We start from the raw sequence: 24,282 nt of genomic DNA on the forward strand, positions 1-24,282 counted from the left end.
CTAAAGTGGATTGGGTTTGGGGGCGTTCTTTAAGCATGAGACTATTATAAAAAGTCCCCGCACGAAGGCGAGGACTTTATCAGCAGTCTGAGAGCATTTGTCATGCTCTTTTTTTATGTCTGTTTTATATCATTGCGATAACTGTCCCAGGGTGGGATTTTCTATCGTAGGCACTGATAATATCGTAATAGGTTTTGCCTTTAGATAGTCTTAAAATGACCAGCCCAGCGTTTTTGTCTTTCACCATGTCAACAATGACCGTTGCCCCTTCAATGATAATAGATTCTATATAGCCCGATACTTGGCTTGGGCAGGTGATGCCAATTTCTTGGCTATGCTTTTCATAGATATGTCTAACACCAAATGCTCCCGATCTTGCTTTTCTAAAACCAGCAAAGCCTACTTTCAATCTAATTTCTAGTTCAGGCCAATGAGCGTTGTTTTTAGGAAAGATACCAAATGAAAGTGAGCCGTTTGTTGTCGTAACAAAGGCGTTTTTACTTCGTTTGTGCGACATCCATTCGACTGAAAGGTCGCTATGTAGAATGGTAGCTTCCATTTAATCCCTTAAGTTTAAAACAGGCTCTTCCCTGAACCTTGCTCGTATTCATTTGTTAGTTTAGAACCCTAATGCGCCTCGTCCCAGTTATCCCCCACGCCCGCTTCCACAAGCAAAGGCACGTCAATCTTGCTGCTATTCTGCATGATCTCGACGATTTTGGCTTGCGCGGCGGCTAGGTCTTTCTCGGCCACTTCGAAGATGAGTTCATCGTGTACTTGCATGATCATGCGAACATCAAGGTCGGTGTCGGCGAGCCAGTGGTGCATTTGGATCATGGCGCGTTTGATGATGTCGGCAGCGGAGCCTTGCATCGGTGCGTTGATCGCGGTGCGTTCGGCGGCTTGGCGCATCATGGCGTTTTTCGCCTTGATGTCGGGTAAATACAAACGACGACCATAGATGGTTTCTACGAAGCCCTTTTCTTTGGCGTTTTCGCGTGTGTTGTCCATGTAGGTGCGCACGCCAGGGTAACGTTCAAAGTAACGTTGCACGTATTTTTGCGCTTCTGGACGAGCGATACCCAGTTGTTTGGCCAAGCCAAAGGCCGACATGCCGTAAATCAAACCAAAGTTAATGGCTTTGGCACGACGACGCTGTTCTGTGGTGACTTCCTCTGGCGTGGTTTCAAAGACTTCGGCAGCAGTCGCTCTGTGTACGTCGGCGTTGTTAGCAAAGGCATTAAGTAAGCCTTTGTCCTGTGACAAGTGCGCCATAATACGCAGTTCGATTTGCGAATAGTCGGCTGCCACCAGTTTATAACCTTCAGGTGCAATAAAGGCTTGTCGAATACGACGACCTTCAGCGGTACGAATCGGAATGTTCTGCAAGTTTGGGTCGGTTGAAGACAAACGTCCAGTCGCAGTGACGGCTTGATGGTAAGAAGTATGAATGCGACCTGTCTTTTGCAGCATTTCTGGCAGTTTGTCTGTATAGGTGGATTTGAGCTTAGACAAGCTGCGGTGTTCCATGATGATACGAGGCAGCTCATACTTTTCGGCCAGTTCTTGCAAAATAGGTTCCGCGGTGGAAGGCTGACCTTTTGGTGTCTTCTTGATGATGGGCAATTCCAGCTTTTCAAACAAAATGACTTGCAGTTGTTTTGGTGAACTTAGGTTGAAGCTTTCTCCGGCTTCTTCATGGGCTTTGATTTCCAATTCTTGCAGTTTGGCAGCAATTTCGCTGCTTTGGGTATGCAATAGTTCAGGGTCAATCAATGCGCCAGTTTGTTCCATCTTAGCCAATACGGGTACTAATGGGCACTCAATGTCTTTGAAAATGCTTATCAACTCAGGTGTTTTTTCTAACTGTGGCCAAATGGCTTGATGCAAACGCAGGGTAATGTCTGCGTCTTCCGCCGCATAGAACGCCGCTTGTTCTAAGTCTATCTGGTTGAACGTCTTTTGCTTCGCGCCCTTGCCGGCAATGTCTTCAAAGCTGACGCATTTATGGTCGAGGAATTTTTCAGCCAAGCTGCCCATATCATGACGAGAGCTGACGGAGTTAAAAACATAAGACTCCAACATGGTGTCGTAAACAATGCCGTGTAAGGTGATACCGTAATTGTTCAACACATTGGCATCGTATTTTAGATGCTGACCAACTTTCGCTGCCGTCTTGTCTTCTAACCAAGGTTTAAGTTGCGCTAATACCCAGTCTCGATCCAGTTGCTCTGGTGCGCCTTCATAGTCATGGGCAAGTGGTAGATAGGCGGCTTTGCCTGCTTCGACAGAAAACGACAGACCAACCAATTCGGCGACCATGTAATTCAAGCTGGTGGTTTCTGTATCAAAGGCGACTAGGTCTGCTTGTTGGATTTGTTCAAACCATGTCGTGAAGCTGGCTTTGTCTAAGATGGTATCGTACTGCACTTCAATGTCAGACTTGCTGGCGGTAGCTTGACCATCTAGGTGGCTCTCTGTATCGTCTGGACTGCCGATACTTGGCGCTTTATCCAGATCTTTTAACCAAGTTTTGAATTCCAGCTTAGTGAACCATTCACGCAAGGCTTCTTTGTCCGCTTGATTGTTGCTTAACTCCAAGGCATTGAATGGTAATTCAACGTCGCATTTGATGGTGGCGAGGGTGTAAGACAGCTCCGCCATCTCTTTGTTGTCGAGCATCTTCTGCTTCATGGTTTTTGAGCCACGAAAGCCCAACGCGGCGATCTCATCCAAACGCTGATAAATGTCTTCTATGCTGCCAAGGCCTTGTAGTAAGGCAAGGGCTGTCTTCTCGCCCACGCCTGGTACGCCAGGAATGTTGTCGACTTTGTCACCCATCAGAGCCAGATAATCTATGATCAACTCTGGCGGAATGCCGAATTTGTCTTTCACCCCTTGTATGTCCATGACAGTGTCGGTCATGGTGTTGACCAAGGTGACCTTGTCAGTAACTAACTGGGCCATGTCTTTATCGCCAGTGGAGACAATGACGTCGCGCCCTCTTTCGCCGACTTGTTTGGCGATGGTGCCAATGACGTCATCGGCTTCTACACCGTCAATAATGATAAGTGGCAACCCCATGGCTTCAATCATGCGATGAATGGGCTCTATCTGCAGACGCAATTCGTCAGGCATAGGGGGACGTTGTGCTTTGTATTCGCTGTAAATGTCGTCGCGGAAGGTTTTGCCTTTGGCATCAAAAATCACCACGATAGGGGATTCTGGGTAACTCTTAATGAGGCTACGAATCATGCTGATCACGCCTCGTGCCGCATTAGTTGGCTGGCCTTGGCTGGTGGTCAGAGGAGGAATCGCGTGGAAAGCTCGGTACAAATATGATGAGCCATCTACCAAGATCATGGGCGTGTTTTGTTGTGCAGAATCCGTAGCCAAAATGAAACCTCTATATAAAATGGCGAAGAGGGTTTTATTTTAAGCGCTTGGAATAAATTTTACAGTGTCGTGTGGTGAGAAATTAATTTTTTTCGGGAGCAAGCTCGGAAAGCAGCTCTTCCGTTAACGAACTGGTGTACATCACGACTTGATCACGACCGTGATTTTTGGCGATGTACAGGGCGGTATCGGCTTCTTTTACCATAGTAGAAAAACTATCGATGGAATACACTTGGGAGACGCCAATGCTGGCGGTGATTTTTCCCACTGCTTTGTAGGGCAATTGGCTGAGTGCGGTTCTAAACATCTCACTAATGATGTGCATTTTGTCCCTAGTGGAATTGACTATGACAACAATAAACTCCTCTCCCCCCCAGCGAGCAAGGACGTGCGTATCATGGTAAACGGTGCGTAATCGTGACGCGAATTCGATCAATACATGGTCACCTACATCATGTCCAAACCTGTCATTGATGCCTTTAAAGTGGTCAATATCGATGAGCATGACGCTTATTTGGTTGTCGTCCTCTAATTCATTTAGCCAGCTATTGAGTCCTCTTCTGTTAAATACATCGGTTAAAAAATCTCGGTCTGCTTCTTCCCGGTAGTTGTTCAGATCAAAGTGGATTTTATCCATATGACTTCTCAGACTGCGTTGATAAGGAATAATCAGCAGTACCAATAGGCTAGCGGGGCCGAATAAAAATAACAGATCGTAACCGCGTGGGGTTTGTAATTCTTCAGGATGGGTAGCTAACAGTAATAAAACAGGCAGTGCGTTTAGAGTCCAGGTTAAAATAATGAGTTTATTTAGCTTTTCAGGAATCATCAGCATGATCAAGGTCATGGTCAAAATGGTCATGCCTGAAATAGGGGGGAAATTTTCAATAAAAGACATTTCGCCCTGCCAAGCTCTTGTTGTGTAATACAGTGTGTTGAGCACAGAAACGATAAGCAAAATGTAGCCATAAATTTTAATGACTTGATGAACCCTTTTTTTGGGATCGAAGCGCAAATAAATCAGCAGGAAGGTATTTGTCAAAAAGATGCTAATAGGCTGAAAGGCTTGTCGGTCAAAAGGCGTAGAAATGTGAATAAATAGCGCAATAAAAACCAAGCTAGAAAGGATAGTCACGACAAGTAGCCGATAAGTCGCTGGTATGAGAATGTTAATTTTATGATACTTATCGTTTATCAAATTCAATACGCTCAGCTGGTTTGGCAATGAAAGTTTGGAATTGATGTAAGAACTCTTCGACCTGATTAAGGTTTCAGCTTGTCTTATGAGTACATTATAAAGACATACTCCATATTGCTCACCAAGACGACACTATTTGGATAAGGCTGAAACGGTGAAAAAGCATCATGATTCTCTTGAGATACATCTAATTATATATCTACCAAAGTAAATCTCTGTTGTATCTTAGTATCAAAATGTCTTTTTGTTTAGGTTGATAGGGAAATAAGTGGCTTTCTTGCTATTTTGAACCGGAACCCATTTGACCTTTTAGCGCTTATTGTGGAGCATAGGCGGTTTCATCTTGCTTCAATTTATGATTATCAATAGGTAACAACTTGGCTGTATACACATCCCTTACTGACTCTGACATGCGGACTTTGGTCGCAGATTATTATTTAGGTGAGTTAGTGTCGTTTCAAGGTATTTCCGGTGGTGTCGAAAACACAAACTACTTTTTAACCACCACCACGGGAAAGTATGTGCTGACTTTGTTTGAAGAATTTGAATTCGATGAAGTGCCTTATTTTTTGGATGTGGTTGCCCACTTAAAGCACAAAGGCTTTAATGTGCCGGCGGCCTTGATTGACATTCATGGTGAACGTTTACGTGTTGTGAAAGGCAGGCCAGCCATTATTGTAGATTGTTTTCCCGGAGAAGGTCTGGAGCAAACCAGCGTTGAAACCTGTCGTCAAATGGGCTCTGCTTTAGCCAAATTACACATTGCTGGAAAGGATTTTCCGGAGCAGCGCGAAAGTCATCGTGGTATGTCATGGTGGCATGCTACGAGTGAAACCTTATTGCCTGAGTTGAATACAAAACAAGCCGAGCTTTTACAATCACAAATCGCTTCTTTTGATGACTTTATTGTAAAGCACGATGCCCTGCCTAAAACCACCATTCATGGTGACTTGTTTTATAACAACACCCTGTTTGATGGTGAAAATTTATCGGCTATTATTGATTTTTATAATGCCTGCTATTCATGGGTGATGTACGATCTGGCTATTGTGGTAAATGATTGGTGTTCAGACTTGAGTACTGGTGAACTGGATATGGATAAGTATCGTGCCTTGATGAAAGCTTATTTGTATGAGCGTGAGCCCAATGCGGATGAGGTTGCCGCTTGGCCTCATATGTTGCGCATTGCCGCGCTACGTTTTTGGTTGTCTCGTTTGGAAGCTTGGCACGGAGCCAAGCATGATCCTGAGCGTTTATCACAACAACATGATCCACTGGAATTTCAGCGTATTTTAGAAGCTCGGGTGCGATTTGTACCTGCCCTTGCGGAGTTATAATGTTTCGTTTTGCCATTACTTGCCTGTTGTCTTTTTTTGCCATGGTGGCGCTTGCTCACCCACATGTTTGGGTAGACACACAATATCGTGTAAAAGTTGATACCACTCAAATTGATCGTCTAGAAGCCACTTGGAGTTTGGACTTATTCACTTCAACAAGCTTAATTGCTGAATACGATATTGATGCCAATGGAGAGTTAGAAGGGCAAGAAAAGCTCGACATGCTAGAAGTCTTAAAAAGCTTCGAAGCCTATGGCTTTTTCATCAAAATGAAGCGCGATGGTGTCGATCTTGTGCAAGATAAGGTGCAAGTAATGGACGTACGTATTCGTGACCAAATGCTATGGATTCGTATGGTCATCGATTTGCCTGAAAAAGTGGATTTGCAAACCTCCACACTGAGTTTGGCATTTGGTGATGATGAACTGTATTTCGCTATGGAACCTGTGGAAGAAGGGCTTGTGCGTTTGACTGGTGCCATGGCAGAGATTTGTACCCCTGTTGAGCGTGAAGCAGAAGAAATCTCTGTGGCTTATTGGATGGATGTAACTTGCCAGCCTTAAATGCTCATTTTGAGGGAATTCTATGTTAGAGCATTTTCAATGGTTGCCTTTTTTGCTGGCGATTAGTGTGCTAACCATGAGCCCGGGCGTCGATACCATTTTGGTGATGCGTAACGCAGCTCTGGGGGGATGGCGTTTAGGGTTTCTTACTAGCTTAGGCATTTGTATGGGGTTATTTGCTCATGCCACGGTGTCGGCGCTGGGCTTGTCCGTAATACTGCTCGGTTCTGCAGGGCTTTTTACCGCCTTCAAATTACTGGGTGCGGCATACCTTGTTTATCTGGGCGTACAAGCATTACGCAGTGCTGCTCATCCTGTAGGGCTGAGTTTTAGTGTGAAGGGGAAACCGGCACTTGGTTATTGGGGAAGTTTCCGACAAGGTATCTTATCTAATGTATTGAATCCAAAACCCATTATTTTTTACATGGCATTTTTGCCACAATTCATTGATACTATTCATTCGGCTTTGGTTCAATCTCTGTTCATGGCGAGCCTTCACTTTATTATTGCTATGGTATGGCAAATGTTTCTTGCGCTAATGATTCACCAAGCGCGAGTTTTGCTGGCGCGACCAAGCGTGGCGCAATTAATGGATGGCGTCACTGGCGTGTTACTGGTGGGATTTGGTGTAAAACTCGCATTAAGCCAACGCTGATCGTATCCCTATTGTTTTTTGGTAAGTTTGTATGAGGTCTGTTCATTTCTCTTTGGAATAGATCCTTTTTTCTTTTTGCTCCTTCCTTTGTGTTATCTAAGTTTCTTGCATTGACTCGTTGAGGAGCATCGGCGTCTAGTATACAGATGTCTTAAAGTCATCCTTATCTCGGCGACGGTCATGTTAAACTCAGATTCTAGCGTTATGGTTGAACAGATTTTTATGCATGGTGTCATGGGGGTAACACTCATTATGACGCAATAAATTCCATTTTGTGACGATTTTGTGCAACGACTTCTCCTAAGGTAAGACTTGTTATACCATAACATAATTAATCTAATATATAAGTGAGTGCCAGTATGGCGAAGCATGTTGTCATCGTCTTTTTGTCTTTGTTCTGTTTTACCTCACCTTTGTATGCAGCGGATTTTTCCCTGTATCAGGATTTTATTCAGTGGGTCATCGCACAGCAGGCCAATTTTCATCGCGAACTGGTGTCGCTCGTAAGAGCTATAAGCAAAGGTGGCAGTACCGCTTTACTATGGAGTTTGGTCTCGGTGAGCTTTTTGTATGGTGTGTTTCATGCCGCGGGTCCAGGGCACGGTAAGGCGGTGATTTCCTCCTATATGTTAGCCAGTCGAGCTTCTATGCGAAAGGGCATTATTATTGCTTTTTTGTGTGCCGCTGTGCAGGGATTTATGGCTGTTGCTTTGATTGTGGTGTTGGGTCAAGTTTTTTCCTTGGCCGGTCGAGCTATGCAGATTTCTCGCTTTTTTGAAATTGCCAGTTTTGCCGCAGTGGGTTTAATTGGTGTGTGGATACTGTCGCGTTTACTGCAAGGTAAATCCAGCTGTGGACACGACCATTCGCAAGATCATCTTATTCACGATCACGATCACGATCACGATCACGATCACGATCACGATCACGATCACGATCACGATCACGATCACGATCACGATCACGATCATAGCCATAAGCATGGTGATCATGCTTGCTGTGCGCAGCATAATCATCATGTTGCAGAGGAAGAAACAAAAGTGGCGCAGCGCAGTGTTTGGGCGATGATTTTAGCGGTCGGTGTTCGCCCTTGCACTGGGGCGGTGCTGGTGCTTTTGTTTTCCATGAGTGCGGGTATTTTTCAATGGGGTTTGGCAGCGACCATGGCCATGTCATTGGGAACCGCTATGACAGTCGCGGGTTTGGCGGCGGTAAGTGTGTTGATTCGAGATACCGGTTTTATTTTGAGTCGAGGGCAAAGTGTTTGGCGTCAGCGGGTGTCTAAAGTCTTTGGCTTTATCGCGGCTTTGGCTTTGATATTAATCAGTAGCTCAATGATTTGGAGCTACCTAAGTAATGCGGGCAGGGCTTTTTAATGGGTGAAACAACGGCTCACAATCATAGTGATTGTATTAATACCGCCTTGGCAACCGCTGAGACCTTATGTTTAGAACAAGGCCAGCGGTTAACCAAGGTACGACGTCGCGCTTTGGAGTTGATTTGGGAGAGTCATCGTCCACTAGGCGCTTATCAGCTATTGGCCAAATTGGCGGAAGAAGGTTTTAATTCGGCACCTCCAACGGTTTATCGGGCGTTGGATTTTTTATTGAATGCCGGTTTGATTCATAAAGTGGAATCTATGAATGCCTATTTAGGTTGTGCTCATGCTGATAAAGAGCACAAAGGATACTTTTTGATTTGTGATGAATGTCATAACGTCATGGAGTTTGATTATCAAGATATTCATGCCTCGTTAGTCGCGAAGGCCGCTCAACATGGTTTTGAGTTAAGATCCGAGACCATTGAGTTAACCGGCTTATGTGCAGACTGTCGTAACGTCCAAGCTGAGGAAAGAGTATGACCAAGCGTTTAGTCCAATTTACCGACATAGGTATTGAATTTGATGGTCGTCTCTTATTAGACAAGATCAGCATGACCATTAACGAAGGAGAAATCGTTACGTTAATAGGCCCAAATGGCAGTGGTAAAAGTACCCTAATTCGTACTTTATTAGGATTGCAAAGAGCCACAAGTGGTCAGGTGATGCTTGATGAGAGTTTGCGTATAGGCTATATGCCGCAGAAATTGCATGTTGATCCGACTTTGCCTTTGACGGTGAAACATTTTTTGGCCTTGGTGCGTGGTGTGGATAAAAAAGCCATTATGCCCACCTTGGAAAAATTGGGTATTGGTCATTTGCTACAGTCTCAAGTACAAGTGTTGTCTGGTGGTGAAACACAGCGTGTATTGTTGGCACGCGCTTTATTGAATCGTCCCAATTTACTGGTCTTGGATGAACCTGTGCAAGGAGTAGATGTAAACGGTCAAGTGGAGCTGTATAACCTGATTGAAAATATTCGTGACGAGCTTGGCTGTGGTGTGCTGATGGTATCTCACGATCTTCACTTGGTCATGGCGAAGACGGATACAGTGGTGTGCATAAACCAACATGTTTGTTGTTCAGGTACGCCTCAACACGTGACAGGGCACCCTGCTTATCAGGCCTTGTTTGGTGTGCCAGGGGCGGATGAGTCGATTGCAATTTACTCTCACCATCATGATCACCTTCATGACGATCACGGCGATATAGTTGAGCAAGATAGTCACGCACATTGCCATCATTGATCACCAAAAACACAGCGTTTTTCGTTTTCCGGAGAAATAAAACAACATGTTAGATTTTTTGTTCAGAGCCTTGATTGGTGGTTTAGGAGTAGCTTCGGTAGCAGGGCCTCTTGGCGCTTTTGTGGTGTGGCGCCGCATGGCTTATTTCGGTGATACTCTGGCACACTCGGCTTTGTTGGGTGTGGCATTAGGTTTGTTATTAGAAATCAATCTTAACCTCGCTATTATCGTCTTATGTGTTGGTCTTGCAGCGGTCTTAGTAACCTTACAAAAAAAACATATCATTGCTACAGACACTTTATTGGGTATTTTAGCGCATTCTGCTTTGTCACTTGGCTTGGTGGCGGTGAGTTTTTTGGATGAAGTGCGCATCGACTTGATGGCCTATTTGTTTGGTGATTTGCTGGCCATTAGTCAGCTGGATGTATACTGGATTTATGGTGGTGGCTTGTCGGTCATTGCTTTGTTGGTCATTTTCTGGAAGCCTTTATTGGCGGTAACGGTCAATGAAGAATTGGCGAAAGTAGAAGGTTACCCAGTGGAGTCCATTCGTTTACTTTTGATGTTGTTAGTGGCCCTGGTGATAGCGGTTGCAATGAAAATCGTTGGGGTGCTCCTGATCACATCATTAATGATTATCCCAGCGGCCACCGCACGTAAATTGTCCAAAACACCTGTGCAAATGGCTTGTATTGCAAGCATTATTGGTTGTCTATCGGTGTGCAGTGGATTGTGGAGCTCTTATCGTTGGGATACGCCTACCGGCCCTAGTGTGGTGGTCTGTGCCGCTTTATTGTTTTTAATCGCCTATACCTTGCCTTTTAAACGCTTTCCCAAAGCGTAATCATCACCTTTAAAAACCAACATAATAAAAATATGTTGGTTTTTTTGTAAGAAACTCCCATCATCAACGACTAATCTTAAAAACCGACTGGCCATGGTCTTGTCGGACTATATGAGAATTTCTTAGGGGACTTTTTTATGCTGGGATTTGCAACCATCAAAGGGCGACTCAGAGCTAGCTTCTTGGTATTGCTGGCCTTGCTTGCGCTTGTTGTACTCTTATCGGTGACACGTTTTCAGACGGTATCTGGCAATATTCGCAGTATCGTTGATGAAAATGCGGCACTGGTTGAGCTCAGTGGTGAACTGAATTTGGACGCAGAAAGTTTGGCGAGCCGCCTTCTGCTCTTGTTTGTTTTAGAAGAAAGAGACGCAAGGGTGGCCATTTATCAAGAAATTGATGCGCGTAATAAAAGTCTCGATGACAATTTAGACATCATGACCGGATTGGTTCGGACTGAACAAAACATGGCATTGATTGATGCGCTAAAAAAACAAAAACTTGTGTATCAAAATGCCCTGCAAGAAACCGTAGAAGCTCTTGAATTTGGTGAGTTGGCGCAAGCGAAAGCGTTAATGGCGGGCAATACTCGAACGCAATTACAAACCTTTTTGAGTGCAGCCGATACTTTGTCTGAGCGTCAACGTAATGAAATGCAAAAACGACAGCAAAGTGTTTTAACGGATTCTGAACTGGCGATTTATTTGATCATAAGTTTAGGCTTGGTGGCTTTGTTGGTAGGCGGTGTGATGTCGACACTCATTACTCGCAGCATTGTCAATCCGTTGAATCATATCATTGCTTTTCTCGATAAAGTGGCTCGTGGTGACTTATCTAATGAATTTACCCGATCCTATACAGGTGAACTTGGTCACCTTGTTACCAGTTTAAATCGTATGCGTGCCAGTTTGGCGGATTTGGTAAGAAAAATTGATTCTAGTGCCAAAACTGTGGTGCTGGCAGTGGAGGATATTCGTGGCAGTGTTGGTGACGTGCAACAAGGGGCGTCTTCACAAATGGAAATGGCAGCCGATATCCAAAACGCGGTAGGGTTTTTGTCGGAAGGCGCCAGTATCATGGTGGAGCATGCCAATGTGTCACGTCAACAAGCTGAATCCGCTCACGATCTTGCCAAACATGGTAAGAATGTTATCACTCAAGCTTCAACAGACATTACCGAGGTGGCCGCTTACATTGAAGAGACAGCACGTTCGGTAGCCAAATTAAATGAAAGCTCTGCTCAGGTGACGGGATTCGTAAATAGTATTCGTGATATTGCCGAACAAACTAACTTGCTGGCATTGAATGCATCGATTGAAGCCGCTCGTGCAGGAGAGAGTGGCCGAGGTTTTGCTGTAGTGGCCGATGAAGTTCGTAATTTGGCTAACAATACAGCAGAAGTGACCAGTTCTATTGATACCATCATCACGCAAATCAGTGGCTTATCCACACAAATTTCGACAGAAATGTCGCAAGGGCAAGAAAAAATGCGCTTAGGTGTGAAGCAAATTGAAGAGGTAGTGACGCCTCTTAGTCAGCTGGAGGTTGACGCTGAAACAGCCAAGCAGCGTTTGGCAGGTTTGGTGGAATTGGTTGCTAAACAGGCGGAAGAAGCGACTGGCATTGCCCAGCATGTGGATCAGATTGTCAAAGTATCGACCAATAACGATACGACTTCAGTCAAGCTGGGTGCTTTAACGGGGGATTTATCAGGAGCAGCGGAACAAACCTACGAAGTAACTTCTAGCTTCATTCTAAAGAAATGAGCGCGGATGATAGATATTGTTACATTTTAATGTACATTTAAACTGTCTTTAGACGATTTTTTTGATATAACTTTGGTGAATTGCGATTATCAATTAACGCAATGGTGTTGAAGGGCAGATCAGTCATTTGATTGCTTGTTCAAATGGAAGTTTAAAGCAAGAGGGTATTTGTGTAGATGAATCGATTTCAAAAACAAATTTTTGGCACCTTAGGTGCCATCATAGTGATCATTGTTGGCTTGTTTACAGTCGTTAATTATGTCTCTTTTAGAAGTGAGTCAGTGAAACTGAATAAAGCCATACTTGAAGAGCAAAATAAGACTATTTCTGCTGAGCTCTCCGCCCGAGTCAAAGGTTATCAAAAAATGCTAACCTCAATTCAACTTAACTATGATGATATTCAAGGAAATCAATTATCTGCTAATGGATTGACGCAACTTAAAGCACTTACTCGTTCTCAGAAAGACATTTCTGATTCTATTGCCATTCTGAACAAAGAGGGTGAGTTGTATGGTGGACCAGAAGGTAAGATTTTTAACTTTAATGCTAAGGATCTTAACCGCCCCTTCTATAATGCCTTGTTCCGTGAAGGGAAAACTCATTATATATCAAAGCCCTTTATATCAGCTTTAACAGGCAATGAAATAATCGCTATGGCACAAAAAGTCAATGATGACTTTGCGGTTGTTTCGACTGTCTTACTTAATGCTGTTTTGGAGCAATACGCAGATCGCTCTGGAATGTATCTTTATACATCAGATGGTACGTTACTGGTGGCTCCTAACCCCGAAAATGTCGGCAAAAATCTGTTTGAATTACGGCCCATTTATAAAGATCTAAATAAAGACAATCGTGAGCTTCATTACACTACGTTTGTTAAAAGCATGAATCGTGATGTGGCATTGACCGGTTTTTGGGGAGAATTGGCAACGGTTGGGTGGCAATTTGTTGTATTAGAAGAAGACGATAATATTTACGCTAAGGCTAACCAGCAACTGATATTTGCATTGATGTTAAGCCTTGCCAGCATTTTGATTGCGTTGTTTGTTTTATATATGGTGATAAATAAGTTGGTGCTCAAACCTGTGGGTGGTACGCCGCAAGAAATTGCCCAATTGATTGAAGGCATGGCAAATGGAGATTTAACCAAGACCTTTGTGAAAACAGGCAAAGAAACGGGTATTTATTTGTCCTTTGTCGATTTGTCTGATCAGCTTACTAAATTGATTAAAGCTTCTCACGGAATTTCTGAAAATGTCGCGGCGGCTTCTTTGCAGTTGAACTCTGTGATGGAAGGAACGCAAACCAACGCACAACAAGAACTGACGCAAATCGAACAAATTACATCTTCGTTAAAGGAGCTTAACTCGGCTTCTCAGGAGGTTAGTGAAAAAGCCGTTGTCGCAGAAGAAGAAGCGAAACGAGCACAAGAAAATGCTGCCAGTGGTAAGCTGACTCTTGATAGAAACATTGAGTTGACCGATCGCATTAACGCCTCTTTTTCTGAAACCGCGAAAATTGTCGATGAATTGCGTCAATTTGCCATTGAGATTGGCTCTGTGACAGAAGTCATCAGTGGTATTTCAGAGCAGACAAACTTGTTGGCTTTAAATGCGGCGATTGAAGCGGCGCGTGCAGGCGAACAAGGACGAGGTTTTGCCGTGGTAGCGGATGAAGTACGTAATCTGGCATCGAAAACCCAAGAATCAACGGTGAATATTCAAGAAATCATTGAAAAGCTGCAGTCGCAATCCGAGCGCGCAAATAACAACATGGGCAGTAATGTAAACTTGATTCAAGAATCCGTTGGTCTTGCTACTCAGGTGAAAGAATCTTTTGAAGACATTTCTGCCGCAGTTCAGTCTATATCAGACGTGAATACTTTAGTGGCGGCAGCCTCTCATGAACAATTAAGCGTGACAGAAGACATTGCTCGCATTACGGATCAGACGTATCAATCTGTGAGCCAAAATATGACTTCTATCAATGAGACGATGCAAGCATCGAGCGAATTATCTGAATTGGCGGAAAAGCAAAAACGCTCTTTGACCTATTTTAAACTTTGATAAAGTTGCTTTTTAAGAATATCCATCCTTATAAAAGTCGAAAGCGACTTTAGGGAAGGTACGAGCAAGTTCACTGACTACGGCAACGTGTTCCTGCGTTGCTCTAATCCACTACATCCATGTAGGGGGTAAGGATAGGATCACTCTCTTTTATTCGAGGCAAGTTTCGTCGTCGAATATTGAACATATTGGCAAGATGCGTAACAAAGAATAAAGAGAGCTTAGTCCACACTCGGCAGCACGCTCCTGCGTTGCTCTAATCCCCTACATCCATTTAGGTCTCCTTCGGGTCTTTCAGAGAAATGTTCTCTCTGTGTTAAGAGCGATTGAAAGGTATTAACATTCCTGCTCACTCTTGCCTTGATAGGCCGTTTTTCTGATAAGACTGATGCTCAGAAGGCTTATTCGCACCTTCCCTAGCTCCATGAATAGAGTAGTTTTTTTGTGCCTGTTAAAAACATTAATGATTGTTAATAAAGCCGCGCCTTCATTTTATTGCGAATAATTATCATCTTTATTAAGCTCATGCCAACGTGAGGTTTTGAGATTAGTTGTGGTTATAGATGAAGAGAGTTCGGCTAGAAAATACTTTTCTTAATTCGAAAGCAGTATTAAAGCGTTTCATCAAAGACGAATCTGGCGCGGTTTTGCCTTTTGTTGTTTTGACTTTGGTAGGTGCCTTGATCGCCATTTCATTTGCAGTAGATACTAGCCGAATGGTCAATACTTCAGCACAAGTAAAACGTGCTACCGACGCTGCTGCCTTAGCGATTGGTCGTATTCAGCTGGTCAACGACAATGATGAAGAAACGAATTTAGTTGACATAGCTCGGGGCTATGTCCTGAATAATTTGGGCATGGACTCTGCCTTGTCGGATCAGTTAGATGATGACTCAGTTACTGTTACTCGAGGGCGTTATGATGATCACCCTACTTACAGTGTGACAGTGACCTTGACCGCGGAATCCGATTTATTGTCAGCGAATGAAGAAGAGCTAGAAATATCTTCAACGGTGGAAGTGGTTTCTGTTCCCACTGAAGTGGCGTTAATGATGCCTAATACTTTAAGTGAGACAGAGTCTGAGCTTAGTGCATTACGATCATTGGGAAAATCTTTTGCTCGAACTTTATTAAATGGTGGCGATGATGCAGTTTCAAGCAATCAAAGAGTCTGGTTGTCTTTAGTTCCTTTTAGTCAATCGGTAAGTGTTTATGATGCTGAAGATACGGATCGTATAACGCGTTGGGCGGCAGAAGGCGCTCTCAATCCGCCAGAATTAAGAAGCCTTTTCAAAACGGGTAAAGTGAGAAGCTTGGCAGACAATCGTTTTCCTGATCGAGTGGCAAAGCTGTTATGTATGTACCGCGGATTAGGAGAAGGGGAAAATTTTTTCTGGGATCAAACGCCAGCAAATCAATTTAATGTTTATTATCGACATGACTTACCTGAAAACGGCAGTCCTGGTGCTAACCCTATTTTTTGGACAGGACCAAATCCTGATTTATGGCCAGGTGAACTGGCTGAGGATACTCGCTGGATAGTTGCTGATTGGGGGTGTCCTGATGCTCCTTTATTGCCCCTCACCAATGATTTAGACGATATCGACAGTCGTTTAGATGCTATGTCAACGCGATTTAATGTTAATTATGCCATCGCAATGAGCTGGGCTGCACAGACTTTGTCGCCAAATATGCGCGGAAGTAGTGGCTGGGGAGATGAGGAATTACCTCTGGATTTCAGTAGTAATAACAGCAATGTGAAAGTCATCGTTATGTTGGCCAATACCACTGGAGATTGGTTTGATACGGATGGTTATAACTTTAACCGTGATCAGTTTTCTGATTTTACAGGGGATACGGTTTTAACACAGTTTGCTGCACAACGTTTTCATGATTTATGCCAAAGTTTTAATGAGCGTAATCTCAAATTTTTTCTGCTCGCTGTGCGTCCTGGTGATCCTGAAGACTTTGGTCGTACTGTGTTTGCGGAGGTTGCAGGGCCAGGATTACGGGAATGCGCAAATGATGGCGGAAATCTTCACTTTGTTGACGCGTCGAGCTTTTCGGCAGGACAAATTGAGATTGAGACGGCGTTAGAAGAGATCGCTGAAGAAATTCGACAAAACTACTATGTGCGCTTAATCAAATAATGCGTTTTCAAAAGATAGAACTTTTTAATCAGGAGTTTTCCTATGTTGTTTGCTAAATCATTGCGTTCATCATTTGCGCTAGCATTAGAGCCCAGAATGATGTTCGACGCTGCAGGGGCAGCAACGCTAGAGGTTGAGTCCACTTCCATTGATTATGTTGCTAAGACAGATGATTATGATTCAACTACTTACTCTAGAGTTTTGGCAGCGGCTGAGGACGTTTCTGTTTCCGAGGATGGAAAATTTGTTTATGCAGTCAGCAGTAATTCTAGTACATGGAGTACGGATTCATCTGTGCTGAGTGTCTTCAGTGTTGCTGAAGATGGTTCGCTTACGCTGTTGCAGACTTACTATAACTATACCTCAGAGTTTAATACAGATACCTATACGAATGATACCGTTATACAGAACGAAGGTTTGGCTGGAGCGAGTTTAATTACTATGTCGTCGGACCAAAATTATCTTTACGTTTTTGGTGAAGACGATAATAGTTTGGTTATTTTTAGTCGCAATGTGGAAACGGGTGAGTTAACTCGCTTAGGGAGTACAGAGTTAAGTAATTTTGGTATCGATGGTGTTTCCGACTTTGTGTACGACATACAAGCATCTAATGGTTATCTGTATGTGGCAGGTGGAGATCAATTAATTGTCTTGTCTAAAGAAAACGATGGAACATTGTCTTTGGTAGCTCAATACAGCAATGACACCGAGGGTGTTTCTGGAATGACAGGGGTTGGAAGTATAGCGATCAGTGAAGATGGCTCTACCTTGGTGGTAGGAGCCAGCGGTGAAAGCAGTGCGGTAACGGTTTTTACTGTAAATGAAGATGGCACTTTAAACTTTGTAAATTCTGTTTCAGGTCAAGATGACCTTTATTATATCAAATCGGTGCAAATCTCTTCCGATGGTAAGACAGTCTATGCATTAAATAATGATGGTGAATACAGTTTATTGGTAATGACGTTTGATGAAGAAGGTCATCTCAACCTACTAAACACTTACGCTGTTTCCGACGAAGCAACAAGCATTCTTTTATCAAATGATGGCACAGGTGTCTTCGTGTTAGGAGCGAACATTGATGTCTTCTTACAGGATGACACTTCAGAATTAACCTTAGTTCAAACGATTTCTGGTTCTAATAATGACCTAGGCGTTAGCTTTTCGAGTATTAAAGAAGCTTATTTAAGTGCAGACCATAGTAAATTGTTTGCTGTCGTAAGTGATGGCGTTTTAACCTTTAGTTTTGATGTGCCAGCTGTTTCTTACACAGAGGATGAAAGTGGAGTCGCTCTTCTGCCGACAGGGTTAATTAGTGATTCCGAACTTGATGTGTTAGATGATTATAATGGTGCGAGTTATACCGTGACGCGGGAATCAGGAGCGCTTGAAGAGGATGAATACGGCTTTTTAGCAGATAATAGCCTAACTTTAGAAGATGGTGTCATTCTTCAAAATGGTAGTGAAATTGCGACCTTCTCTGTGGTTGATAACGTTTTGACTATTACTTTTACCACATCCACTACGCAAGCTACTGCACAACAAGTATTGCGCCAAATTACTTATTTCAACTCGAGTAATGATCCAGTTGCAAATGGTGACTCTCCTAGTTTTTCCATCACGGTCAATGACGGAGATGGTAACGAAACCACAATTAGTGTCACGGTGAATTTAATTGGCGTTAATAATCCAGCTGAAATTACAACGACGACAAATGAGATTACCTACCGTACGGGCGATGATTACACGAGTTTGTTTAGTAATACGTCCATTGAAACCATAGAGTCGGATCAAACCATTTGGCAAGTGAAGTTATCCGTTACTGGCGCGTCAGAAGATGACGTTCTAAAAGTAGACAATGGAAAAATAACCCTAGAAGCTTTTTCTGGCACTCAACAAACGGTAGATGGAATATCTTATGCTGTTTCTGAAGAAGATGGAGTGGTTACGGTAACATTGTATTTAATGGTTTCCTCTGAAGATGCAGCGGATGTCATTGATAACATAGGCTATAAATATCTTGGTGATGATAGCAGTGGTGAAAGAAGTGTAAGCCTCAGTATTGTTGAGTATACCAGTAGTTCAGATATTGGTGAAAACACAACAGTTTATGGTAGTACTACTCACATTTCTTTGGCGACTGCTACAGAAGAAAACTTGGCTCCAACCCTTACCAGTAACTCAGATCAGGTAGCTTACACTGAAAACGACTCAGGGACTGCGATCTTTCCTAATGCGGTTCTCGCTGATTCTCAAATGGACACTTATAACGATGGTTTAGGTAATTATCATGGTGCGCAGTTAACCATCTCTATTTCAGAGGTGACTTCCAGTGATCAAATGCTATTTGAGGATAACAATGGACTGTCTCTCAGCGGAACGTCTTTGACGAAAGACGGTGTTGTTATTGGCACAGTATCAAACTCAGATGGTGTTCTAACTATTACTTTTACTGAAGATAATGGTGTTATCCCAACGACACAAGATGTGCAAAATGTTCTTAATCAAATCCAATACTTAAATACGAGTGAGAGCCCCGCGTCGACGGTAAGTGTGTCTGTAACCTTATCAGATCAATTTGGATTGACGTCAAATGCTTTGTTGGCACAAATAAATATCTCAGCAGTTAATGATGCCCCAGAGATAACAAAGGATGCATCGATTGCTGCGGGTGAGATGTCATTGGCTGAAGTGCTAAGTTCTGCGGAAGGGCTGGAAAACATTAGTGCTTCAAGCGTTTCTAGTGATGGCAGTGTACTTTATGTAGCAGACAGTAATGGCAACCTTGCTGTTTTCACGCTAAGTGATACCACTGGAGAATGGGAATATCGAAGTACTCTGGCCGCAGTGGATGGTGTCAATTCAGTGGACAAGCTTATTACAACATCAGATGGTAAAAGCCTTTATTTGTTAGGTAATGAGGGTGATGTGATCTCGGTATATTCATTATCTGAAAACAATGTTTTATCGAATTTACAGGTGATTGTCAGTGACTATGAGTCGAATGATTCCAGTGTAAGCGATATTAAAGAAATAGTTTTGTCTGAAGACGGCCAGCATTTTTATTATATTAATGGTACTGCGTTAGGTGAAATGACTCGTAATTCCGAAACTGGAGAGTTAAGTTTTGTACAAACAATAGCTGGCGCTTGGAGTGAACCTTACTTATGGCAGCCAAGTAGTATTACGGTCTCTGGTAATTATGTATTTGTAACGACCAATTTTAGCTCATCCACATTAATTGTGTTTGAGCAAGGAGACTCTGGCCTTTCTTGGAAAGCCTATATTCGAAATGGCAATGAAGATTCTGCCGGCAATAGTGCCGTATTAAGCTCAACATCCCATGTAGTTGCAACGGATGATGGTAAGTACATATATGCCGTTAATGGAACCAGTATTTATACCTACTCTTATGATACAGAAAATCAATCATTTCAATTGTTAACGAATAATGTAGTAAGTGTCGACAATTTGTCTGATGTGATTGTCTCTGCGGATAACGAAAAGCTCTTTGTTTTGACGTCGGATGGAAATTTGTCTCGTTACCTTATTGGTGAAAATGGAGAGTTAACGTTAGCCGGAGTGATGACAGGTGATTCTTCTGAAGGAAATTATCTTTCAATCTCTAGCTCAGGATACGTTTTCCTTCAAGGCGATGCTCTGACTATTTATGATGCAACAGGTCGAGAAGAATCACTGTATGAAATTGGCTTTGATGCTGTTGTATTGGCACCAGAATTGACTCTGTTTGATGAAGAAATGGTTGCAGCTGATGATTACGCTGGTTTGATCGTGACCCTTTCACGAGCGGAGGCATCAGAATCTGATCTTTTCAATGTTTTAGCGGCAAGTGGTTATTCACTGGATGGTGATAATTTACTTTATGGAGATCAGGTTGTCGGTACCTTCACGAATGTTTCTGGGCAATTAACCATCACTATATCTGCGTCACTGACACAGGATGAAGTCAATAGGTTAGTTAGGAACATCACTTTCGAAAATAATACGTTAACTCAGGCTGAAACCCTGACTTTTAATATTCAAGTAAATGACCAAGAGTTGAGTAGTGCTTCTTTAGAGATAAGATTACAAGTCGCTGAGAATCCAGCACCAGTAGTGACTGGAAGTATCAGTTTAGACTCTATTATGGAAGCCGAGCAGGTAAATTTGACTTTACCTACGAGTTTATTTAACGACACCGAAGCGTTAACGATTGATGTCTCAGGTTTACCCGCTGGCCTATTTTATGACGAAGAGACGAATACAATCTCAGGTTCTGCTACCGAAGCAGGGCGTTTTGATCTTGTGATCACAGCAACCGATTCTAAGGGGCAAATCGCAACACTTGAAGTGAATTTAGTCGTTCAAGCAAGCAGTACTGTGTTAAATCAAGATATCGGTAACAATATCATCATTGACCAAACTGGGTCTTCTTCCGATATAAGTGTGAACACCATTGAGTTCTTCTCAAAGACTGCAAGTTTTTTAGAATCTTCGAGCTCGATTGTGATTTCAAACAGTTCAAGTTTCTTAGCCGCTGCGAGCTCGAATGTGATTTTAAATAGTTCAAGTTTCTTAGCTGCTTTGAGCTCGATTGTGATTTCAAACAGTTCAAGTTTCTTAGCCGCTTCGAGCTCGAATGTGATTTCAAATAGCTCAGCAGAAGTCAGTATTAACAATGATTATGATGTTGTATCTAGTCAAATTAATTCATACGAGACTCATGACGCACAGTCAAGCATCAGTAGCATTAAAGATGATCAGGTAAATCCAGTGACCTCGTTATCATTATTCAATAATGGGGAGACGAAAACCGCATTAATTTCTCTCATTAACAGTGTTCTTTCATCCGAAGAGGAATCCATTCTTGCGGTGATGCCCGCAGATGGCATAGGGCTTCCTGATGGTATTGAGTATGACTCTGAAACAGGTGAACTTAGTCTAGATAAAACACAGTTAGAAGATCAAAGTGAAATTAAGTTACATCTCTTAGTTGTGGATAAAGATGGCAATACTTCAGTGGTGCCAGTGGAAGTCAAACTCCAGTCAGATAAATTAACCCAAAATATATCTGCTCTACCACTTTCTGAACAAATAAAACAAGCAAGCTCAGTGGGGTTTTCTGCTGCAAATGAGTCTGTTTTAGCTGAACTTAGTGCCAATCAGTAATTTTAACTTTGTCAATATAAGGTTTTATAGTGAAAACACAGACACATTATTCCATAACGAAGCGAATGCAAACCCTAGTACTAGCGGGGGGATTATTAATGGGCATAACAGCATGTTCAGTAACGCCTACGCCGATAACTTGGGAAGAAAAAATTGCCTTAGTGGAAGCGGATCGAACGGCTATGTTTAAGAATCAAGAGCCCATTGAGAAGCCAATTACTTTGCAGGAGGCCATGGCTCGAGCAGTGAAATATAATCTGCAGGAGCGTTTGGCTTTGATGGAAAAATTGGCTGAAGATAACCTATTAGATCTCCAAAGTTATGAGATGTTGCCAAAGGTGGCGGCAAGTGCAGGTTGGACCGGACGTAATAATGAATCGGCATCTTCAAGCAAATCCATTGCGACTGGAACACAATCTTTAGTGTCTTCTACCAGCCAAGATAAAAACATTGCTTCTGTTGACCTAAGTATTTCATGGAACGTTTTAGATTTTGGCGTGGGTTATTTTGGTTCTAAAGCACAAGCCAATAACATTTTGGCTGCAGAAGAGCGTCGTAGGGCCGTGGTATCCGATATTATTCAAAAAGTACGTGGAGCTTATTGGGATGCGGTAACTGCGCAAGCGTTACAGCCTATGGTGAAGTCAACGTTAAAAGATGCCTATAGTGCTTTGGAGGTTTCTAAAAAAACTGCACAGGAACGTTTAATCTCGCCATTAGATTCATTACGTTATCAAAAAAGTTTGCTGGAAATGATCAGTCGTTTGGAGATGCTAGAAGGAGACTTGGCAACGGCTAAATCGACGTTAGCAAGTTTAATGAATCTGCCACCTGCCACCACATTTGAATTAGCCCAGCAAGAAACGCCTCAACTTGAAATGCATTATAGTTTGGCAGAGTTGGAATCCTTGGCAATGGTGAATCGGCCGGAAATTAATGAAGAAGCATATCGAGCGCGTAATGCTGTATTAGAAGCGCGTTCCTCTATTATGCGTTTGTTACCGGGTGCTTCTTTGTTTGTTGGTACGCATTATAACAGTAACAGTTATGCATTGAATAAAGATTGGGCTGATGCCGGTGTACAGGTCAGCTGGAATCTATTAAATGTATTTTCTTATTCGGATGTTAAAAAGTTAGGGGAAGCCAAGTTGTCTGTTGCTGAGTTACGGCGTCAGGCTTTAAGAATGGCTGTATTAGCACAGATAAATTTGGCATGGCATCAGTATAAACAGGCGGATAATCGATACCAAAGAGCGGATGAATTGTCTCGCATTCAAGCCGCTATTTTGGATCAAAGTAACGGTGCTTATCAGAATAATACGCAATCTTTAGTCGAAAGAGTGAGAGTGGCGACAGAGAGTGTATTGGCTCAGCGTAGTCGTGATCGTAACTTTTCTAATATGCAAAGTGCATATGGTGCAATATATAAAGCAGCAGGATTAGATCCTCTGCCTAAAGTGCTAAAAGGGTCTGATATTAAGACCCTATCTCAGTCCATATTTATTCAGGATGAACAACTAAAACAAGGCAAGTTAAGTCAGGACACAGTGCTGCCTGCTAAAGAGTTGGGACAGAAATTTAACAATATGTCGGAACCTTATGCTGCGTCACTGGAGCAGCAAAAGACGCAATCAGAAAGCGCTGAAGAAGTGCAGCCCCAGCTGGTTGTTTTAGAGAGCGTAGGTTCTTTGCAAGGAACCGCTGTCATTGATTATACAAATTATCACCAACAATGAACTTTTTTACATTTATTTTAATGGTGTTGATTTCGTTTGTCGGTATGTTTTGCCCTCAACTTCAGGCAGTAGCAAATTTGACAACGGATTTGAATGAGTCACCCAATACCGATATTAGAGTGCAACTTCAAGCAGTGGATCAAATGGTGCTTTCGAGTCAGTTATCGGGGCGAATAAAACAGTTGCAATGGCGTGAAGGACAAGCGTTTAAAGAGGGCCAGCCATTGGTGGAGTTTGATTGTGATGTTTATCAGGCAAAGTTGGATTATGCCAAGGCAGCTGAGCAAGTGGCAGAGCAAAAGCGAGCGGTTGCCAAACGCTTGAATAATCTGCAGTCAATCAGTCTGATGGAGGTGAACCAAGCGGAATCGGATTTGCTTATGGCACAAGCAGAGCGCCGCATAGGTCACGTTATGGTAAAGCGTTGTGTGATTCGGGCGCCATTTTCAGGTCGCGTGGTAAAACGCTTGGTTCAGCAGGGAGAATTTGTTTCAGAGGGCGAGCCAATTCTTGAGGTTTACAGTACTTCTGCTTATGAAGTCGCTCTTATTGTGCCCTCTCACTGGATTAACAAAATTTCCATTGGTGATCGCTTTCACATACGTTTAGATGAAACGGGTGAGGAATATCAAGCCAAAGTCATTCGCTTAGGGGCTGTAATTGATCCGCTTAGCCAGTCATTTACTGTGGTTGGAGAAATTGCACCTCACCATAAAGGCTTACTGCTACCAGGCATGAGTGGCAATGCTGTTTTTTCTTCTCTCGATAATGACTAGATTT

General features: G+C 42.9%; 16 protein-coding genes. 13 read left to right on the forward strand and 3 right to left on the reverse strand.

All coding sequences use genetic code 11. The features are described from left to right. Positions 1-124: 124 nt before the first annotated feature. The 3 genes from ACXAH2_RS10935 to ACXAH2_RS10945 all read right to left on the reverse strand — a co-directional run bounded on the left by ACXAH2_RS10935 (position 125) and on the right by ACXAH2_RS10945 (position 4,294). Positions 125-559, reverse strand: coding sequence for a hypothetical protein (locus tag ACXAH2_RS10935; protein WP_475078480.1), 435 nt, complete (start codon positions 557-559; stop codon positions 125-127). Between the two features lie 68 nt (positions 560-627). Further along, positions 628-3,363 carry a DNA polymerase I gene (polA, locus tag ACXAH2_RS10940; protein WP_475078691.1) on the reverse strand — a complete coding sequence of 912 codons (2,736 nt, stop codon included), beginning with the start codon at positions 3,361-3,363 and terminating at the stop codon, positions 628-630. A gap of 115 nt (positions 3,364-3,478) precedes the next feature. Then, positions 3,479-4,294 carry a GGDEF domain-containing protein gene (locus ACXAH2_RS10945; RefSeq protein WP_475078481.1) on the reverse strand — a complete coding sequence of 272 codons (816 nt, stop codon included), beginning with the start codon at positions 4,292-4,294 and terminating at the stop codon, positions 3,479-3,481. Between the two features lie 677 nt (positions 4,295-4,971). Between ACXAH2_RS10945 and ACXAH2_RS10950 the strand changes: the two genes are divergently transcribed. The 13 genes from ACXAH2_RS10950 to ACXAH2_RS11010 all read left to right on the forward strand — a co-directional run bounded on the left by ACXAH2_RS10950 (position 4,972) and on the right by ACXAH2_RS11010 (position 24,278). Then, positions 4,972-5,931 carry a homoserine kinase gene (locus tag ACXAH2_RS10950; protein ID WP_475078483.1) on the forward strand — a complete coding sequence of 320 codons (960 nt, stop codon included), beginning with the start codon at positions 4,972-4,974 and terminating at the stop codon, positions 5,929-5,931. Next, positions 5,931-6,494, forward strand: coding sequence for a DUF1007 family protein (locus ACXAH2_RS10955; RefSeq protein WP_475078485.1), 564 nt, complete (start codon positions 5,931-5,933; stop codon positions 6,492-6,494). Before ACXAH2_RS10950 ends, ACXAH2_RS10955 begins: the two co-directional genes overlap by 1 nt. 22 nt (positions 6,495-6,516) lie before the next feature. Beyond that, positions 6,517-7,149: a LysE family translocator gene (locus ACXAH2_RS10960; protein WP_475078487.1), complete on the forward strand. Its 633-nt coding sequence runs from the start codon at positions 6,517-6,519 to the stop codon at positions 7,147-7,149. Positions 7,150-7,508: 359 nt separating this feature from the next. Beyond that, positions 7,509-8,525, forward strand: coding sequence for a nickel/cobalt transporter (locus tag ACXAH2_RS10965; RefSeq protein WP_475078489.1), 1,017 nt, complete (start codon positions 7,509-7,511; stop codon positions 8,523-8,525). Then, positions 8,525-9,010 carry a Fur family transcriptional regulator gene (locus tag ACXAH2_RS10970; RefSeq protein ID WP_475078491.1) on the forward strand — a complete coding sequence of 162 codons (486 nt, stop codon included), beginning with the start codon at positions 8,525-8,527 and terminating at the stop codon, positions 9,008-9,010. Before ACXAH2_RS10965 ends, ACXAH2_RS10970 begins: the two co-directional genes overlap by 1 nt. Then, the gene (gene znuC, locus ACXAH2_RS10975; protein WP_475078492.1) at positions 9,007-9,774 is read left to right on the forward strand and encodes a zinc ABC transporter ATP-binding protein ZnuC; all 768 of its coding nucleotides are present in this window, start codon (positions 9,007-9,009) and stop codon (positions 9,772-9,774) included. Before ACXAH2_RS10970 ends, znuC begins: the two co-directional genes overlap by 4 nt. A 46-nt stretch (positions 9,775-9,820) precedes the next feature. Next, positions 9,821-10,618 carry a zinc ABC transporter permease subunit ZnuB gene (gene znuB, locus ACXAH2_RS10980; RefSeq protein WP_475078494.1) on the forward strand — a complete coding sequence of 266 codons (798 nt, stop codon included), beginning with the start codon at positions 9,821-9,823 and terminating at the stop codon, positions 10,616-10,618. A gap of 137 nt (positions 10,619-10,755) precedes the next feature. Continuing rightward, positions 10,756-12,384, forward strand: coding sequence for a methyl-accepting chemotaxis protein (locus tag ACXAH2_RS10985; RefSeq protein WP_475078496.1), 1,629 nt, complete (start codon positions 10,756-10,758; stop codon positions 12,382-12,384). 176 nt (positions 12,385-12,560) lie between these two features. After that, positions 12,561-14,450, forward strand: coding sequence for a methyl-accepting chemotaxis protein (locus ACXAH2_RS10990; RefSeq protein ID WP_475078497.1), 1,890 nt, complete (start codon positions 12,561-12,563; stop codon positions 14,448-14,450). A gap of 563 nt (positions 14,451-15,013) precedes the next feature. Further along, entirely contained in the window at positions 15,014-16,600 is a 1,587-nt protein-coding gene (locus ACXAH2_RS10995; protein ID WP_475078498.1) for a TadE/TadG family type IV pilus assembly protein, read from the forward strand. Positions 16,601-16,642: 42 nt separating this feature from the next. Further along, complete coding sequence (locus ACXAH2_RS11000; RefSeq protein ID WP_475078500.1) at positions 16,643-21,766, forward strand: beta-propeller fold lactonase family protein; 5,124 nt, start codon at positions 16,643-16,645, stop codon at positions 21,764-21,766. Between the two features lie 29 nt (positions 21,767-21,795). Continuing rightward, complete coding sequence (locus tag ACXAH2_RS11005) at positions 21,796-23,502, forward strand: TolC family protein (protein ID WP_475078501.1); 1,707 nt, start codon at positions 21,796-21,798, stop codon at positions 23,500-23,502. Positions 23,503-23,579: 77 nt separating this feature from the next. Then, positions 23,580-24,278: an efflux RND transporter periplasmic adaptor subunit gene (locus ACXAH2_RS11010; protein ID WP_475078502.1), complete on the forward strand. Its 699-nt coding sequence runs from the start codon at positions 23,580-23,582 to the stop codon at positions 24,276-24,278. Positions 24,279-24,282: the final 4 nt, after the last annotated feature.

The sequence above is a fragment of the Marinomonas sp. ABL3_031 genome, assembly GCF_056161265.1.